At 56.4% G+C, this 17,049-nt stretch carries 13 protein-coding genes; 5 read left to right on the top strand and 8 right to left on the bottom strand.

Going from position 1 to position 17,049, the window contains the following annotated elements:
* Positions 1-2: 2 nt before the first annotated feature.
* Positions 3-1,703, top strand: a complete 1,701-nt coding sequence (gene phaC / locus HG264_RS04510; RefSeq protein WP_169406540.1) for a class I poly(R)-hydroxyalkanoic acid synthase — start codon at positions 3-5, stop codon at positions 1,701-1,703.
* 54 nt (positions 1,704-1,757) lie between these two features.
* Here the strand turns inward: phaC and HG264_RS04505 are convergent, their stop codons facing one another.
* Positions 1,758-2,765, bottom strand: coding sequence for an AraC family transcriptional regulator (locus HG264_RS04505; RefSeq protein WP_169406539.1), 1,008 nt, complete (start codon positions 2,763-2,765; stop codon positions 1,758-1,760).
* Positions 2,766-3,021: 256 nt separating this feature from the next.
* On the opposite strand from HG264_RS04505, the gene phaR reads away from it, so the two are divergent.
* The gene (gene phaR / locus HG264_RS04500; RefSeq protein ID WP_169406538.1) at positions 3,022-3,555 is read left to right on the top strand and encodes a polyhydroxyalkanoate synthesis repressor PhaR; all 534 of its coding nucleotides are present in this window, start codon (positions 3,022-3,024) and stop codon (positions 3,553-3,555) included.
* 29 nt (positions 3,556-3,584) lie between these two features.
* On the opposite strand, the gene phaP is transcribed toward phaR, so the two are convergent.
* Positions 3,585-4,151, bottom strand: coding sequence for a TIGR01841 family phasin (gene phaP / locus HG264_RS04495; RefSeq protein ID WP_169406537.1), 567 nt, complete (start codon positions 4,149-4,151; stop codon positions 3,585-3,587).
* 203 nt (positions 4,152-4,354) lie between these two features.
* Between phaP and HG264_RS04490 the strand changes: the two genes are divergently transcribed.
* Positions 4,355-6,658, top strand: a complete 2,304-nt coding sequence (locus HG264_RS04490; protein ID WP_169406536.1) for a DUF3141 domain-containing protein — start codon at positions 4,355-4,357, stop codon at positions 6,656-6,658.
* 77 nt (positions 6,659-6,735) lie between these two features.
* On the opposite strand, the gene HG264_RS04485 is transcribed toward HG264_RS04490, so the two are convergent.
* The 5 genes from HG264_RS04485 to HG264_RS04465 form a co-directional block, all read right to left on the bottom strand.
* Positions 6,736-8,304 (bottom strand): glucan biosynthesis protein G, encoded by a 1,569-nt coding sequence (locus tag HG264_RS04485; RefSeq protein ID WP_169406535.1) that lies wholly within the window; start codon positions 8,302-8,304, stop codon positions 6,736-6,738.
* Between the two features lie 59 nt (positions 8,305-8,363).
* Entirely contained in the window at positions 8,364-9,650 is a 1,287-nt protein-coding gene (locus tag HG264_RS04480; protein ID WP_169406534.1) for an acyltransferase, read from the bottom strand.
* Between the two features lie 293 nt (positions 9,651-9,943).
* Entirely contained in the window at positions 9,944-10,273 is a 330-nt protein-coding gene (locus HG264_RS04475; protein ID WP_169406533.1) for a four-helix bundle copper-binding protein, read from the bottom strand.
* 668 nt (positions 10,274-10,941) lie between these two features.
* Positions 10,942-12,948: a carboxylesterase/lipase family protein gene (locus HG264_RS04470; RefSeq protein ID WP_169406532.1), complete on the bottom strand. Its 2,007-nt coding sequence runs from the start codon at positions 12,946-12,948 to the stop codon at positions 10,942-10,944.
* Between the two features lie 350 nt (positions 12,949-13,298).
* Entirely contained in the window at positions 13,299-14,231 is a 933-nt protein-coding gene (locus tag HG264_RS04465) for an AraC family transcriptional regulator (RefSeq protein WP_169406531.1), read from the bottom strand.
* 248 nt (positions 14,232-14,479) lie between these two features.
* Between HG264_RS04465 and HG264_RS04460 the strand changes: the two genes are divergently transcribed.
* Together HG264_RS04460 and HG264_RS04455 are read left to right on the top strand one after the other, a co-directional pair.
* Positions 14,480-15,409, top strand: coding sequence for a triacylglycerol lipase (locus HG264_RS04460; protein ID WP_169406530.1), 930 nt, complete (start codon positions 14,480-14,482; stop codon positions 15,407-15,409).
* 43 nt (positions 15,410-15,452) lie between these two features.
* Complete coding sequence (locus HG264_RS04455) at positions 15,453-16,457, top strand: lipase secretion chaperone (protein WP_169406529.1); 1,005 nt, start codon at positions 15,453-15,455, stop codon at positions 16,455-16,457.
* A gap of 63 nt (positions 16,458-16,520) precedes the next feature.
* On the opposite strand, the gene bfr is transcribed toward HG264_RS04455, so the two are convergent.
* Positions 16,521-16,985 (bottom strand): bacterioferritin, encoded by a 465-nt coding sequence (bfr, locus tag HG264_RS04450; protein WP_169406528.1) that lies wholly within the window; start codon positions 16,983-16,985, stop codon positions 16,521-16,523.
* Positions 16,986-17,049: the final 64 nt, after the last annotated feature.

Genomic DNA, 17,049 nt, shown 5'->3' with positions numbered 1-17,049 from the left:
ATATGAACTTACAACAGCCATTCGGTAGTCATTGGTCAGCCCAAACGCCTTTCATGGCCAACATGACTCTGCAACAGATTCGCCTGTTGATCAGCAACCATCCCTGGTTTAAAGGACATAACGTTGACGCATGGTTTGAGCTGCCAGACGAAACTCTGAGCGAGCTGCAATCCGAGTATCAGCAAGAGTGGATCAGCCTCGGCCAGCAGATGTTTACCCTGCAGCCATTCAGTTTCAGTGATCGTCGCTTCGCCAGTGACAAATGGAACGACCCGCTATTCGGTTCCATGGCCGCCTACTACCTGTTGAACTCGGATTTTCTGCTGCGCCTGGTGAATGCAATGCCGATTGAATCTGAAAAGCCCCGCCAGCGGCTGCTCTACCTGATGGAGCAAGCCATCGCTGCATCTGCTCCCAGCAACTTCCTGGCGAGCAACCCCGACGCGCTTTCACGAATGTTCGAGACTCAGGGCGCAAGCCTTTATACCGGCATGCTGCACTTGGCAAGCGATATGCGCGAAGGCAAATTGCGCCAATGCGATGCGGGTGATTTCACCGTTGGTGTGGATCTGGCAATCACGCCCGGCGAAGTGGTGTTTGAAAACGAGCTATTCCAGCTTTTGCAGTACTATCCTCTGACCGAGACTCAGCATCAGCGCCCGGTGTTTATCGTTCCTCCGTCAATCAACAAGTTCTATATCCTGGATATGCGCCCGGAAACCTCCCTTGTGCGGCATTTGCTTGAACAGGGGCATCCAGTGTTTTTGATCTCCTGGCGCAACTTCTCTCAGAAACAGGCGCATATCACCTGGGACGATCAGATTGAGGACGGGATAATCAGAGCCTTGCAGATCACACGCGAAATCAGCGGTGAGCGGCAGCTAAACTGTGTCGGCTATTGCGTCGGCGGCACAATGCTCAGCACTGCGCTTGCCGTATTGGCTGCGCGAGGTGACCGCGACATAGCCAGCCTGAGCCTGCTGGCCACCTTCCTCGATTTCAGGAATACCGGGCAGATCGACGTGTTCGTGGACGAGGAACTTGTGTCATACCGCGAGCGAACCATCGGCGGCCAGGGCGGACCGACAGGCCTGTTCCGTGGCGAAGACATGGGCAATACCTTCTCCATGCTGCGCCCGAACGAGTTGTGGTGGAATTACAGCTCCGAAAAGTACCTCAAGGGGGAGAAACCCGCGCCGCTGGATCTACTGTTCTGGAATAATGACAGCACCAACCTCCCCGGCCCGATGTATTGCTGGTACCTGCGCCATACCTATCTGCAGAATGACCTGAAATCCGGGGATCTCGAATGCTGCGGAGAACGGATGGATCTGCGCGCTCTGGACATGCCTGCCTACCTGGTCGGGACCAAGGAAGATCATATCGTGCCCTGGGATAGCGCCTATGGCAGCACCGGTATTCTCGCTGGTAAAAAACGATTCGTGCTCGGCGCTTCGGGGCACATCGCGGGGATCATCAATCCGCCGGCGCGCAAGAAGCGCCAATACTGGACCAACACTGAGCTGCCGGAAAGTCATGAGGCCTGGCTTGAAACAGCAGAGGCGCATCCGGGGAGCTGGTGGACTGACTGGTTCGAATGGCTCGCTGAACATGCGGGCCCGCAGGTTCCGGCGCGCGACAAGATGGGCACTGCTGACTATCCCATCATCGAACCAGCACCGGGGCGCTACGTCAAAGAATGAGATCGCGCCCGATCCGGCATACATCCGCAAGACTCTTGCTGGCCTGCCAACCTTTCAACAGGCTGCGGCATGCTCCCGGTAACGCCCCGGAGGCATGCCGAACCAGCGAGCGCTGGCCTTGTAAAAGCTGCTTTGATCGTAAAATCCAAGTCGATCAACAATTTCGGTCAGACTGTATCGAGTGCGCCGAAGATAGTAGTCAGCCATTTGCTGGCGTGCTTCGTCGATTACTTCCTTGAACTGAACCCCTTCCCTTTCCAGGCCACGTTGCAGGGTGCGCTTACTGACGCATAGCGCAGCAGCAATGGTATTGATATCGCACTCTCCCCGGCTCATGTGTTCCATTACCAGCGCACGGACACGGCTGCGCAGTGAGCAGCCATTGAGCTCACTCAGACGCGCTTCGGCAAATTCCTCGTGTAACCGCGCGAGCATCTCGTCGGCAGTGCTCAAAGGCAACTGCAAATCCCGCCTGTCAAAGACTATCCCCATGGACGGCATTCCGAAGCGCAACGAACCGCCACACAGCGTCTGGTGTGCTGTTGTGTCAGTGGGCTCGGGATAGGTAAAGTCGACAGCCAACGGCTGCAATACCTGACCGCCGACAAGCCAGCGCAAAAACGCCAAAGCCGCTGCCACCTTCACATCAGCATACAACCGTGGCATAGGGAAGCCCGCTTCGGGAAGTTCGTGTATCTGCAGATGCATTCCGCCAGCTGTCTCGGTCAATGTGATGGATTCGCCATTGCTCAATAACGAGCAGTAACGGCACAGGCTTTCCAATGCATCTTGCAGGGTGGCGCTGGACATCATCACGTAGCCAACCAGCAACATATGCCCTGGCGCCAAGCTGGGATAGACCTTCAGGCCCACATCAGCCGGCACCTGCGCAGCGGCCATCTCTACCAGACGATAAACTTTCTTGCGTGCGTAGAAGGCGTTCTTGTCCTTCAATTTGCGTACGTCCAGCCCAGCCTCTGCGGATAATCTGTCGACATCCAGCCCTTCGGCTTTCAAGGTTCTGATCAAAAGCCCTACATAGCCAGTACTGACTCTGTACATGCCAAATCCTCATCAACCGATACCGGGAGACCCCGGAACCAAAGCAACCATGCGCCAATCGGCTTGCTTCGCCTCCGCACTATTGTTGTTATCCAGCATTACAAAGCGATGCGAAACGGAAATAGTAAAGAGCACAACGTACAACAGATAATAGGCCATGCAAGGCTACCAAAGCATTGATGGCCATATGACTCACGGTGAAGCAGAACTCCTGTTGGGGTAGAGTAATGCACAAACCAAACTTGACGAGCATCTCATGTCAGACCACACCCAAAGCCCGCCCCGGCTGATCAAGAAATACCCAAACCGCCGATTGTACGATACGCACACCAGCAGTCATCTCACGCTGGCCGATATCCGCCGGCTGGTAATCGAGCAGATCCCTTTTCAGATTGTTGATGCCAAAAGTGGCGAAAACATTACCCGCGCCATTCTGCTGCAGATAATCCAGGAAGCCGAAAACGAAGGCGAGCCGATATTTTCCAGCGACATGCTGCAAAGCATCATTCGTTCCTACGGACCCTATCAGGGACTGCTCGGTGATTATCTGGACCAAAGTATCCAGGGCATTCTGGACGCACAGGCTCAAGTCGGCGCTCAAACCGCACAGGTCTGGAGCGAACTCCTGAATAAGCAGGTCCCGGTCATGCAGGACCTGATGCGCCAGTATCAGGAGCAGGCCAGGCATCTGCAGCGGAGCAACCAAGAGCTGTTCGGAATGTTTGGCGGCGTTGTCGGCAAAAAGTCTGACAAGGGAAACGGAACCAAAAAAAATGGCGACGGGGATTAACCCCGTCGCCATTTATCGCGCTTGAGCTGTTACTGGGCAGCGCCAGCTGCCTGTGTAGCGTTACGGCTCGCCTGACCTGCAGCGGAAGTAGCGGCGGCCATGCCGCTTTCCGCCATTTCCGCAGCCTGCTTGGCAGCTTTCTGGGCGTTTCCGTATACCGTGCCTGCGCTTTCAACGGCTGACTTGAGCACAGTCACCGCCGGCTCGGCAGCTGCAGGTGCATTCTTGGCAATAACTTCAACCATGTCCTGTACCTGCCGGGCGCCCGCCTCCACCTGCTGTTCAGCCAACCGGGAAATTTCCGACTGGGTTCCGGACAGTACTTCGTACACCTGTCGGTTGAATTCGCTCAAACGCTCAGCCTGGGCGGTAGGCTGGAATAATGAGGACTGCAACTGGGCAAAGGACTGCGGATCGCGAACAGACAACAGCTTGCCCAGGTTGTCGAACTGCTCCTCGCTGGCAGTGCGTAATGCCTTGAACTGCAGCTGACTGAGCTGTTCGACGCCACTGAATACCGCGCTGTTAACCTGTTGCAGCAGGTCCAGGTAGCTTTTCTGTGCGTTCTGCAATTTTTCCGGTTCGATAAAAGACATGAGCTTCACTCCTGATAGGGGATTAGGCGAAGGCAACCAGCTCAAGCCATCGCATGATGCGGATTATTGCGCTGCAAAATAGTTCTTGCAAGCGTTTTTTGTGCGCTGCACAATCCTTATCATTGAGCGCGCCTCGCTAATTATCTCGTCAACAATGCGCTCTGCCGCCTTTGTCGATGTACAGCGAAGATGAGGAAACCATCATGACTCAGAATAATTATGTTGCAGAGCAACAAAGCAATTACACTGCATTAGAAGAGCTCCCCGGGCGATTGGTTCGGCTGCAGGGGGTGTATCAACAGGCGTTACTGGCGGCTGCCCACCGAAGTCATAAAGAGAGCCTGAAACCGTTTCTCCAGCAGCAGTTACCGCTGCCCTCTACCCTGGACTGGCTGGAATACCTGAACGACGCCGGCCAACGCAGCCTGCTATTCATGGATACGCTGCGGCAACGGGGCGACAACACTCTGGCCCATCAGCGTAATGCCTTTCCTCTGCTGATCAGCTTCGACTATGAAGTGCTCGTTGATGGCAAGGACCTACCGCAACCGGTTAACTACTCACTGCTGCGTATCATTCCCGATGCAAAGCAAACGATAGCTGAGACCAAACAGCCCATCATCATAATTGAACCGCGCGGTGGCTACGGCGCAGGGATTGCGGGCCTGAAACCGGATTCGGAAATTGGCGAGAGCCTGCGAGCGGGGCATCCCACTTACCTTGTATCCTTCAGCCATTCGCCGGTATCCGGGCAAACACTGGAGCATGTCAGGCTGGCACAGGCCCGCTTTATCGAGGCAGTCAGCGCACGGCATCCGGAGGCCAATCAGCCCGTGGTTATTGGCAACTCGCAGGCCGGCTGGGCCTTGATGGGCTTGGCAGCTGCGCGTCCCGAATTGCCCGGATTGGTGATCATCAACGGGGCACCCCTATCCTACTGGGCTGGCGGGGCGGGACGAAACCCGATGCGCTACGCGGGCGGAATGCTGGGCGGCGCATGGTTGACTCGCCTGGGTAGTGATCTCGGGAGCGGCCGTTTCGATGGCGCCTGGCTGGTTAGCAATTTCGATAACCTGGATCCGGCCAACACGCTTTGGGCCAAGTATTACCGGCTGTTTCGCAATATCGACACAGAGCAATCGAGCTTCCTTGATGTCGAACGCTGGCGGGGCAATCCGAGTCTGTTCAACAGCGAAGAGATCGAAACCACTGTGGATGAACTGTTCATTGGCAATCAACTCGTCAATGGACCGAAGAATCCGGGCAGCGGGGTCGATCTGAGCCAGATCACGGCTCCTGTCGTGATGTTCTGCTCCTATGGCGATAACGTCACGCCACCGCAACAGGCATTGAACTGGATCGCCGAGGTATATCCCAGCGATCTGGCTCTTCGCAGTGCCGAGCGCACCATTGTGTATCTGAAGCATGCCACGGTCGGCCATCTGGGCATGTTCATGTCCGGCAAAGTGGTACGGCGCGAACATCGGGCGTTGCTGGGCGCGATTGAAACCATTCAGAATCTGCCAGCAGGCCTATTCGAGATGTTGGTCGATGATGTGCCCGGCACACAAACAGGCAGCGCGCCGGAATATCGGGTTCGCCTGGAACCCAGAAGCATTGCCGATATCATTGAGGAAAATACCGACACGCAGAACGACGAGCGTGAGTTCTGCCTGATTCGCCGTGTCTCCGAGGCCAACAACAGCGTGTATGACTGCTATGTGCGGCCCTGGATGCGGGAATTGGTGCAGGAACCGGCAGCCGAGATGATCCGCAAAACCCATCCCTTCCATCAGCAACAGGTAGTCTGGAGCAGTCTTAATCCGCTGCTATGGTGGCTGCCCGGAACAGCCGAGCAGGTGCGCACGAAACGTCAGCCGGCGCGTGAGAATAACCCGCTGCTGGCCTGGCAGGACATGTTCTCGCAGCAAGTAACCAATTTGTTGGATACCTATCGCGAGGTACGGGACGCAACCCAGGAATATTGTTTCCGCAGTCTCTATGGTGGGCTGAGCTCATTCGCCGAACCACAGCCATCCGGCTCTGGTGTGTCAACCACTCACCCCGAAGTGCAAGAGCCCGCCGCGCAAATACATGAGGCACCCACTCCGGATGAGAAGCTCGATGCAACGCAACAGCAGCCTGTAGCGGTGACGGAGCAACCCGTTCCCGAGGCCAGCCCCGCGCCGAAAAAGACAGCAGCCAAAGCCACCGCAAGCACAAAGTCCGGGCCGGCCAAGCGCACGGCAACCACACGCGCTTCACCGGCCAAGCGCGCAGCCAAACCTGCCGCCACCGCGCGCAAGACAGTCAAAAAGCCGCGTAAGAGCGCAGCAGCTGCTACTGCTCAGCAGGCCAGCCCTACTCCGCCAATGCCGCTAAAACTGCCCAAGACTGATCCAGCCGCAGCGATCCATACAGAGGCAACCGTGCTCAAACAGCAGAAACCGGCCATCAGGAAACCCAAAGCCAAGCAGCCTAAGCCCGATGATCGATCAGCTGATTAAAACTGATCCGCTAACACACTGAAGTGAAACCATAGGGCACCGGCCTGCGTCGATGCCCTCCTGGGCGCAGTTCACAATCATGTACTGGGCGGCAACTGATAGCTCCAGGTCTCAGTCAATATTTTGCTGCCGTTCACCAGGGCCGCGCGCATCTCTACAGGCCGCTGCGGATCCTTCACTTTCAACCGCAACGTCATGCGCCACCCTTCCGTCACCGGGTTGCGTTGCAAAAGGGTTTCCAGCACTTCGGCATTTTCATCAACGCTTACCTGCGGCATGACCTCCGCGTCGCCTGGCAATTTGGTCAGCACCGGCCCTTCGAAATCGATCAGCATGCCGGTGCTCCCATCCAGATGACGGATAAGGTTGCTCTGTTTGATCTCTCCAGGCGTGCGCAAAGTCTGCTGGACCCAGGCGATATTGTCGTCCAGTAGCGCAGGCTCGTTGGTCGTCCAGCGCATCCGGTAGGCAAACTCCAGCGGCTGTCCTTTTTCCGGCATTTCATCAGGCGTCCAGAAGGACACAATGTTGTCGTTGGTTTCGTCCGCCGTCGGGATTTCCACAAGCTCGACCTTGCCTTTGCCCCAGTCACCCACGGGCTCTATCCAGGTGCTGGGTCGCAGATCGTAGCGATCATCAAGATCTTCATAGTCTGAAAAATCACGGCCACGCTGCAACAGACCAAAACCCCGTGGGTTCTCTACCTGAAAAGTACTGACGGAAACCTGCTTGGGATTATTCAGCGGACGCCATAACCACTCGTCGTCGCCTGTATGAATGGCCAGACCATTTGAATCATGAATGGCGGGACGGAAGTTTGCGGTGGGTGAAGGCTGGTTCGGGCCAAACAGGAACATGCTGGTTAGCGGCGCGATGCCCAGCTTGGCGACTGAGCCCCGCATGAACACCTTCGACTCCACATCGACCACTGCATCGCTGCCGGTCTTCAGCGTGAATTTATAGGCGCCCGTAGCACTTGGAGAATCCATCAGCGCATAAAACACCAAGTGAGTGTCTTCGGGCTTGGGTCGTTCAATCCACAGCTCGCGGAAAGCCGGGAACTCCTCACCACTGGGCAGCGCAGTGTCAATTGCCAGGCCGCGACCGGACAGACCATAGATATGGCCTTTGCCGATAACTCGGAAATAACTGGCACCGAGAATGCTCATCACTTCATCCTCCTTGCCTTTCTCGTTGATCGGATAAAGGATCCGCACGCCTGCGTAGCCGAGCTGGCTGGTGGTCTGCCTGTCGAAACGCATATCGCCGAAGTCGAAGCTTTCCGGATCGTATTTGATTTCCTCAACACGCGAGCCAACGATCTCGTTGATCCTTACCGGCGTGTTGAAATGCATCCCCTGATGATAAAAAGCAAGCTTGAATGGTGTGTCCTGCTCCCTCCATTCGAACTTTTCAGGCTTGGGTTGCATTTTCTGGTAATCCGCAAACTCCATCTCGCTGAATTCAGGTGGCAAGTTGCTTACCGGCTCGACATAGGGTTCATTTACCAATGCTCTGGCTTCAGCGGCAACCTCATCCAGAGAAAACGCGTAGACCTCGAAAGGAACAAACAGCGAGGCCGAAGCCAGCCAGAATAAATAGGAAAAAGGTCTGCTGCGCACAGCAACCTTGGTGCGTAAGAGCATCACGGTTGTCCCCCAACTGTGGAAAATAAAGCCGACCCGAGCTATGAGTCCGGCGCTGACTAAGATGCGGATGATTTGCTTTCGTTCACCGGTACCGGGCTGCCGGTCGCCTGGTATTTCGCAACCAGATATTGCCGAACCGGCACGACCGCCCGCTCCTGCACACGCAGACAAAGCAATACGGTCAGCGCCAGAAACAGCGGATAGTATCCAATCGAAAGCATCTGGTTTCCCGCCGCCACGGCACACGCCGGCCAATCGCTGAAGCAGTCATGAGAGGCAACGCTGAGTATTTTTTCTGAACGGGAAAACAGCGTGAATGCCGGTACATGCAAGACAAACAAAGGCAGCGAAGCTGTACCCAGACGTTGAGACCAGGTTCTAAGCCAGTCGCTATCCGGCGCGGCCACCAGGGCGCAAAGGTAGATCAGCGCAAGCTGCGCGGGCAGCATGAGGCCATTGTGGAGCAAGAAGTACCAGAACTGTTCACCCTGCACCAACCTGGCAGCACCGAGAAAGCTGCACAGCACAAAAACCCCCAGTGTCGCTTTGCCCTTCAGTCCCGGCGTGCGTCCTGCATCCTGCATCTGACGAAACAGGCTGTACAACACAATGCCGGCAAGGAATTCGGGCAAGCGCAACAGCGGCATCCGATGCAGCATACCGGTATAGGGCATTCCCAGTTCCTGCTGATATATCACCCAGGCCGGTGGCACCAGGTACAGCAACGTGAGCACTGCGAGCCACAAATACCTGTTTTTCAGAGTCATCAATCGCGGCGCAAGAAACGGGAACGTTATATAGAAGAAAAACAGCGCGGATATCGACCACAGCGGCGGATTGAACGTCAGGTAATAAGGATTCCAGGCCTGCAGCATCAGTAACTGCAATGCCGAATTGATCAGCAGCTCTGTATCGCTCATCCAATGCTCGAGCACGCTACGCGAAGCGCCAGCCAGGTCTTCGTTAGTGTCATACACCACGAAACGCACACTGGCTTTGAGATCGTCAGGCGGTATCGCTAGATGGCTGATAACAAAGATCACGATGACCGTCAGCGCCAATGAGAACAGATGCAACGGATACAGATTGGCGAAACGCTTGAAGAGGAAACTCCCGGCCGGCTCGCGCAATTGACCGTTACGACAATACACATGCGCCAGCAGAAATCCGGACAGAACGAAGAAGGTACTGGTGGCAAAGAACCCCACCCCGCTGAGCTGCTTGATCAGCGGAAGTTTCTGCTCAGGGTAATTGTGCAGAGTATGAAATATGACAATGTACAAGCCCAGCGAAAACCGCAGCCATTCCAACCCGATAAAGTGCTCGGTACGGCTGCGCATCATCCAGCCAGGTGTTCATGACAGGAAAAAGCGAGACAAAAACGGAGGTTCTTCATAACAGAGCGGCTCTCAGAGAATCAACTTTCGGCGCCGAAAAATATCGAACGATGCGCTTGTGACGCTCAGTTGCTTCGATCCGTTCCGTTACCCCGGTACGAGTACCGAGATTTATGACTCATCTGTGAACCCTGCAATTCGGGGCCGTCTCAGTTGGAACATCCGGGAAACATACCGGGAAACAATGTGACATACAGGCGAAACAGCCGGCCCGGGCTGTTTCGCCTTATCGAGCGCGCCTATGCCGCCATGCGCTCACACTCCTCTGCGCACGCCATGCAGGCGTCAGCGCAGCGCTGGCAATGATCCGCCTCGTGCTTCCTGCACTCCTCGCCACAGGCGCGGCATACCTGCGCGCAAACCCTGCAGAAAGCCTTCGCAAATTCGCTATCCCGTGCCATGAGCGCTGCTGCAGTACGGCAGACGTCAGCACAGTCCATATCGGTCTGGATACACCGCGCCATCATCTTCACGTCGTCTTCACGCAGGCAGGACGCAGCGCAGGTGTCACAGGCAACCGCGCACTTCAGGCACGCCTGAATACAAGCTTCATACATGCTGTTGGTCATTGAGATACTCCTCTTTCGGGAAGGGGGCCAGTAACTGACACATAGCTTGGGACAGGACTCGAGCGAAGCAGGTTCAATTCCGGTGAGCAGCGGGCTTTAATCGGGAACAAGCTCCGGTACACAACATACCGAACGCAGTGCCGCCCGTGTAGTCACAAAAAGAGCCCCTTATAAGACAGGTAACTGTGGAAATCGCACTCGTTTTATTGGCCACCCTGATTGCTGGCGTAACCCTTTGTGATCAGTAAGTGACGGTATTCAGCACGGGGATACTACTGCTTGCTGACACAGTGTTTCTTCTCAGCCTTGACGACTCCGGGACGCTCAAAGGCATCACCAAGGAATTGCGCAGCAGCATCGACAACTTCGTTCAATTCAGCCGGGCTGGCGACTCATCAGAGCAATCGTCCGAATCGGAGAAACACAGACTCCACAGCATTGCTTCGAGGCTTGGGCTTGATAGCGGCCAAGAGGCATTTGATGCGACCTTTGAAGAATACCTGCCGAGACGTCGGCGGCTACTCGCACTCTGCGAAGATGGCTGGGCTGTTAACTAACATTCAAGCGCCGGTATGGCTGCGCTTACGAAACGCGAGCCGGGAGAGCGCACCACCTGCCCGTCCAGGGAAACAGTGCGCCCTCCAGGATCTAACGCTCGGTCTTAACGATCAGTCTGCAAACACCTCGCCGATACCGGACTTCACCTCGGCTGCATCGCTCAGCTCGACATACTGCTGGGTCTGGGCGTCATACTCCGGAAAATCCAACTCGCCCGGAATGCCCGGATTACCCGTCTTGGCAAAATTCGTCCAGATGGTGAGCATCCGGTCGATAACCTGGGCATCCGTTTCGTCAAATCCGGCTGACGCAAAGATATCCGCAGGGTCGCCTTTCGATCCCGGCACACCATTACCGTTGAGATCTCCAATCACCAATGACTCGCCCGTCGCCGGGTCTATAACCAGACCAAGCAGATAATGAGTAATCACGCTTTCAGGCATGTTGAACATATAGGCCAGTTCCGCTCCGTGATAGGCCTGCACCCCGCGCGCCTTCCAGCCAGCCGGTTGATGAGAGAACAGCGTGGCGTAGGTTGGTTCACTGTTGAGCGGGGCCATCCACGGGAATACCTCTATCACCGTATTGGTAGGATCCGGCGTGTCGTTCGTATTGATGGTGAACATGAAGGGAACATCATTATCCATGTCAGTCTCGAAGCTGACACGCTCGCTGGTCGGCAGGTAGTGATTATCAACGTTGGTATAAGGAATAAGATTTGCCGCAGCTTCAACCACTTCCAGCCAACTGCGAGAGCGCATTTCCTCCAGCGACGCTGCGTCCAGCTGGGTTTGTAATCGAGTGCCAATGGCTTCTGCCGCATCCAGACTGCGAGTGTCGGGTATCAGTGTGCCGCTCTGGCTGATCGCCTTATGAAACAAGCCGGCAGCCTTAGGCGACGCCATCAGCGAAAGCACCTTGCGCCCTCCTCCGGACTCTCCGAAAATCGTCACGTTGGATGGATCGCCTCCAAATGCAGCGATATTATCCTGCACCCACTCCAGCGCCATGATCAGGTCCATCTGTCCGTAATTGCCGGACCCGCCGTAACCGCTTTCGGCGCTGAGTTCCGGGTGCGCGATATACCCAAATGGCCCGAGCCGCTGATTGACTGACACCTGAACCACACCCTTGCTGGCGACAGCCAAGGGATTGTTAAACGGCTTGGTGTTACTGGTTAACGAGGTAAACCCGCCGCCATGAAACCAGACCATAACCGGAAGGCCATTGGCTTCCTTCGGGGCGGTAATGTTCAGGTATAGCGAGTCTTCGCTCATACCGCCTTCCCCGAAACGCTCCAGGCCGGGATTTTGTGCCGCCTGATCGCTCCAGCTGACCGCCTCGCGGACTCCCTCCCAGCCAATAACGGGCTGCGGAGCTTTCCAGCGCAAATCGCCCAGAGGTGGCTGCGCATAGGGCACGCCGAGAAATTGCCAGGCCGATTCGTCAGCCTCGAAGCCACGCAATTGCCCGCTGGTTGTTTCGACTATCTTCCGCGGGCTGGTTGAACGCGCAAAATGCTCTAGCGCGTCAGCCATGGACGCCGCCTTGCGCGGCCGCGGGTCAGTATCCGAAAACACGCCGGCGGCTTCGAGCCGGGCCAGTATCGGAGCCAGCGCAGCGCTGAAGTCTTCCGGAGATTGATCCAATTGAATGTTGCCAGCACTCAACGAGACCTCCCCCCTGATGGGCTCGCTGAGCTCGATGCCATTATTGAGATTGCCGTCAGCGTCCAGTGACTGCAGCAAAACCAGCATATTGGTCACACGCTGATCCTCGGCAGCCGTTGCGCCTTCGACGATGCTGAGTGGCGTCAGGACATCGCTTCCCGTCGCCGAGCCCAGCTCGAGGTCGCCTATTGAAAAGGTCAATATTTCCCCGTCCACGAAGGAAAACTCTCCCCGCTGGTTGGTCATACCTTCGCCGGTCGTTTCGCCGCTGTAATCCAGCCCGGCTACGGCACTGTCAACAAAGACGCCGGTACGGTTGGTCACATCTTCGTCGTCATCAGAATCTGATGAGCCGTCAAGACAACCTGCCAAGGGCAATACAAATGGCAATAAGGAGACGGCAAACAATGCCTGACGAGTAGACCTGGGTACCCTGAAGTGGTGCATACATACCTCCAATTATTGTTTTTGTAGAGTAGTAGCGCGGCTTGCGAGCAAGGATGAAACGCTCCCCGCCTACGGCTCGGCCACGGCAACTCGATAGAGAGAATAGGTGCGCTTTGTGTGCTCGCCAGGGCTGGAATCCGTACGATTGTGGGGGTGTCTAAAGATGAGGCATGGGGTGCAAGGGAGACGGTCAGCGATAATGGCTCGGTGGTAATTTTATTTGGCTGGCGTTCGGCTCACGCATTGATGGTCGTGCCGTGGCTTCAGTGCGAGCTTGCAGCCCTGGCCGCAAGTCTGAAATGGCGGTGCGCGAGACAACTAAAGCCGCGGACGAGACTCAGGCGCCTGGACTATGAATAGCCATTCACATTATTGATCGCACTGCACGGCTTGCCAGGCAGATGCAAGCGCACATTACCGCTGAACAGGAAGTGTGAGAGTGGCCCGCCGCATAATTCGCTGATGGTATGCGCCATATGCGCGGAGTCGGTAAAACCTGCGTCATGTGCCAGTTCGGTCAGTGACACCGTAGGCCCGCCTCCGGCTCCCAGGTAACCATGACGGTGCACCTGTTCAACCAAGGCAGGGGAATTCAGTAGTAGCTGCGTCGCGCGGTGGAGCTTGAGCCAGTGACAGTAGGTCCGCAGCGGCAGACCAACCGTGTCCGAAAACAGGCGGGACATCCAATGGTATGAAAGGCCAAGCCGGCTGCTCAGCTCATCCAGGGCAATATCGCCCTCCTCTCTGAGCATGACCATGGCGCTGTTGATCCGGGCATCCAGCTTCTTGGCTGCCGGCATCAATTGCGCAGCAATCGAAGCCATTTCGTCATGCAATTGTGTTGCCGTTTCAGCAGAAAGTTCGCCAAGGTAGGCCGCATCCATCGTCGCGTCCAGATGTACAAAAGCGTCACGGTCCAGCGGCAGCGGTCCGCTCGCGTGCAGCGATGCAAAAGCCGGAAAGGCGTCGTGCAGAGGATTCAGATGCACGCTCACCAACTTGATCCCCGGCGCATGCACACTGCGCAATTCCCCGGGCGCGATCGCAACCGCCTGCACGGTTTGGTCAAACTCCCCACACTTCAATCGAAAGGGCGTCCCACAGGCTGTCATCAGGAGCATGACGTAGAAACGTTGGGTGATGCCGACAGACACGCACGGGCTGGTAAACAAATGACCGCGTTCAAGCCAGTACAACTGATCCTTCAGGATGTGCGCGAGATGCCCGAACGGGCGAATGTCTTGTGGGTCCAGCGCGCTCAACCCCTGATGTATGTGACGCACGTCTCATTCCCCGCATTGCCATGACCGAATCCATTGTTCAGCGCAAGTGCATACAATCCTTGGCAATGCATCGGGTCAATTATCGACTCCGGCGCCTGTTCTGCCTGAAGACTACAACCGCGTAGAACAAGGCGCTCGGCCTATATCTGCAGTTCTGGTCGTAGATCACAACAATAATGCTTCGCCCGACTTGGAGGAGACTGCATGGCTCCTTCCGCACGCGCCGGAGCCTCAGCAGGAGACATCCAATGCAAGCGAAAACAAAAACCGGGTTGGTACCTGGACTGGTCGCGCTCACTCTGGCGGCGGTGACGTCCCTTCCGGCAACAGCGCAGACAGAATCCCGGGGTTACACCGAAACACGCTATCCCCTGGTACTGGTTCATGGTCTGGCGGGTTACGACAACATCGGTCCTCTTATCCAGTATTTCAATGGAATACCCGAGACGCTCGAGCGCTATGGCGCGTCAGTGCACGTAGTTCAGGTCGCAGCTTCCAATAGCACAGAAACCCGTGGCGAGCAGCTGCTCGAACAAGTTGAAGACATTCTCGCCGTCACTGGCGCGGAAAAGGTCAACCTGATCGGTCATAGTCACGGCTCCATGACCGCGCGCTATGTTGCCGGTGTTCGTCCGGAACTGGTCGCCTCGGTAACCTCTGCGGGCGGCGTTAACTGGGGTAGCGCCATGGCTGACGTGCTGGGTTCCAGCCGCGCAACCATGGCTTTGGTCAACGCGTTTTCTTCGATCATCGATGCGTTGTCAGGTGGCGGTTACAAGCAGGACGCACAAGCTGCCGCGAGGCAAATGTCCACGGCGGGCGCACTGGTATTCAATCGCGACTTTCCCGCTGGAGTGCCCTCCCGCTACTGCGCTGATGACGGTGCCCATGAGGTTGACGGAGTGCGTTATTACTCCTGGGGCGGAGATCGATTGCTGACCAATGCGCTGGATCTCACCGACAGCATGCTGCTGGTCACTGGCCAGTGGTTCGGTGAGCCCAGCGACGGTGTGGTTTCTGTGTGCAGTCAGAAGCTCGGGCAGATTATCAGCGTCAATTACCCGATGAACCACCTGGATGTGAATAACCAGGTTGCGGGACTGGTCGGGCTGAGCTTACCGCATCCGCTGACCGTTTGGCGTCAGCACGCAAACCGTCTGCGCAACGCAGGTCTTTGAAATGCCGGGCACCGGCAACGGTGCCCTTCTCGGAGATTCAATCATGAGCAACAGAATCATTCTGACGCTGACTGCGGCCAGCGCTGTCGCCCTGGTTGTGGCTGTGGGAAGCTGGAAGCTATCCGGGACGGAGACAACAAGACCCTCCGCACCGGACAATACGCAGGCGGCTGACGTCCCTCCCCTCGCTCATAAGCAGCTAACACCCTCGCCTGATGCGCTTCCTGGCGCAGCGTTGCTCGAAGGTGTCGACGTGATCAATGGCATTACCTTGTATCCAGACGGCGGCCTGCAATACAACCTGCAACTGCGGCATCTGTTCGACCACTTCCTTGGAATGGCGGGATCGTCGGAACGTATACACGCAGCGCGCGAAGCACTGAACCAACACATGCAATCGGCAGCTATTGAGCCGCCACCCCGCGAACAAGCGCTGCAGGCATTTGATCAATACGTCGAATACCTGCGGGAGGCCGAGCTGGTCGAGCTGAACAGCTACGAAGCGGAGGATCTGGAGCGCACCTTTGACGTACTGTTCGGCCTGCGGCGCAGCCTGCTGGGTACAACGCTGGCTGCTGCATTCTTCGGTGATGAGGAAGCACTGGAGCAGATAATCCTGGCGCAGAGACGTATCGCCACCGACACTCAACTCAACCAGGCCGAACGCGAAGCGCTGTACGCAGAACTCGAAGAAAACCTGCCCCCGCACCTACAGGAATCACGGCGTCAGGCTACAGCCGTCACCCGCTTGCATCAGGAAACCGCAAGCCTTCGCTCAGCGGGAGCCTCCCTGAACGCCATCCAGCAGATGCGTGAACAGCAGGTGGGATATGAAGCGGCGCAGCGCCTCGCCGAACTCGATCAGGTCAGAGCTGACTGGGCTGAACGTGTTAAGGACTATCAACGCGAACGTGACGCAATGCTGGAGGCCGATCGGCTAAGTGAGGAGGAGCGTGACGCAACACTTGCTCGCCTACGAGACCGGCTATTCAACGAAAACGAAGCGCGGCGCATTGCAGCGCTGGACAGGATGGGAGATTCACATTGAAGAACATCGGGCTGTACGGTGCTCGCCGCCCAGCCCAATGCCGAATGGCACAGGCCCGATGACTTACATCTGCGCCTGTAGATAGTTTTCCAGGCCAATCAACTTGATCAACCGCAACTGCTGCTCAAGCCAGTAGGCATGGTCTTCTTCGGTATCCTTGAGCTGGACTATGAGAATATCGCGAGTGCCGTAGTCGCGATGCTTCTCACACAGAGCGATCGCGTTGACGAGATTGGCCCGTACCTCGTATTCCAACCTGAGATCAGCAGCCAGCATGTCGGGAACGGTAAAGCCCGGGTGGATCGCCGTCGGCGTCATATCCGGCTTGCCCTGAAGAAACAGGATGCGCTTCAGAATCGCATCGGCGTGTTCGGTTTCCTCTTCCATCTCATGATTGATACGCTCGTACAGCTTGCTGTACCCCATGTCCTCATACAGACGCGAGTGCAGAAAATACTGATCGCGTGCGCCGAGCTCCCCACGCAGCAACTCGATGAGACAGCTAATGACATCCTGATGGCCCTGCATGGTAAAGACTCCAAACTGCAATTCTGTTGACGCGAATTGTGCGCTGATAGCGGCCGGAATGCCA

It is taken from the genome of Pseudomonas sp. gcc21 (assembly GCF_012844345.1).
GTDB lineage: Bacteria > Pseudomonadota > Gammaproteobacteria > Pseudomonadales > Pseudomonadaceae > Halopseudomonas.
Note: the sequence above shows the minus strand (reverse complement) of the source record. Positions and strands in the feature narration are given on the sequence as shown.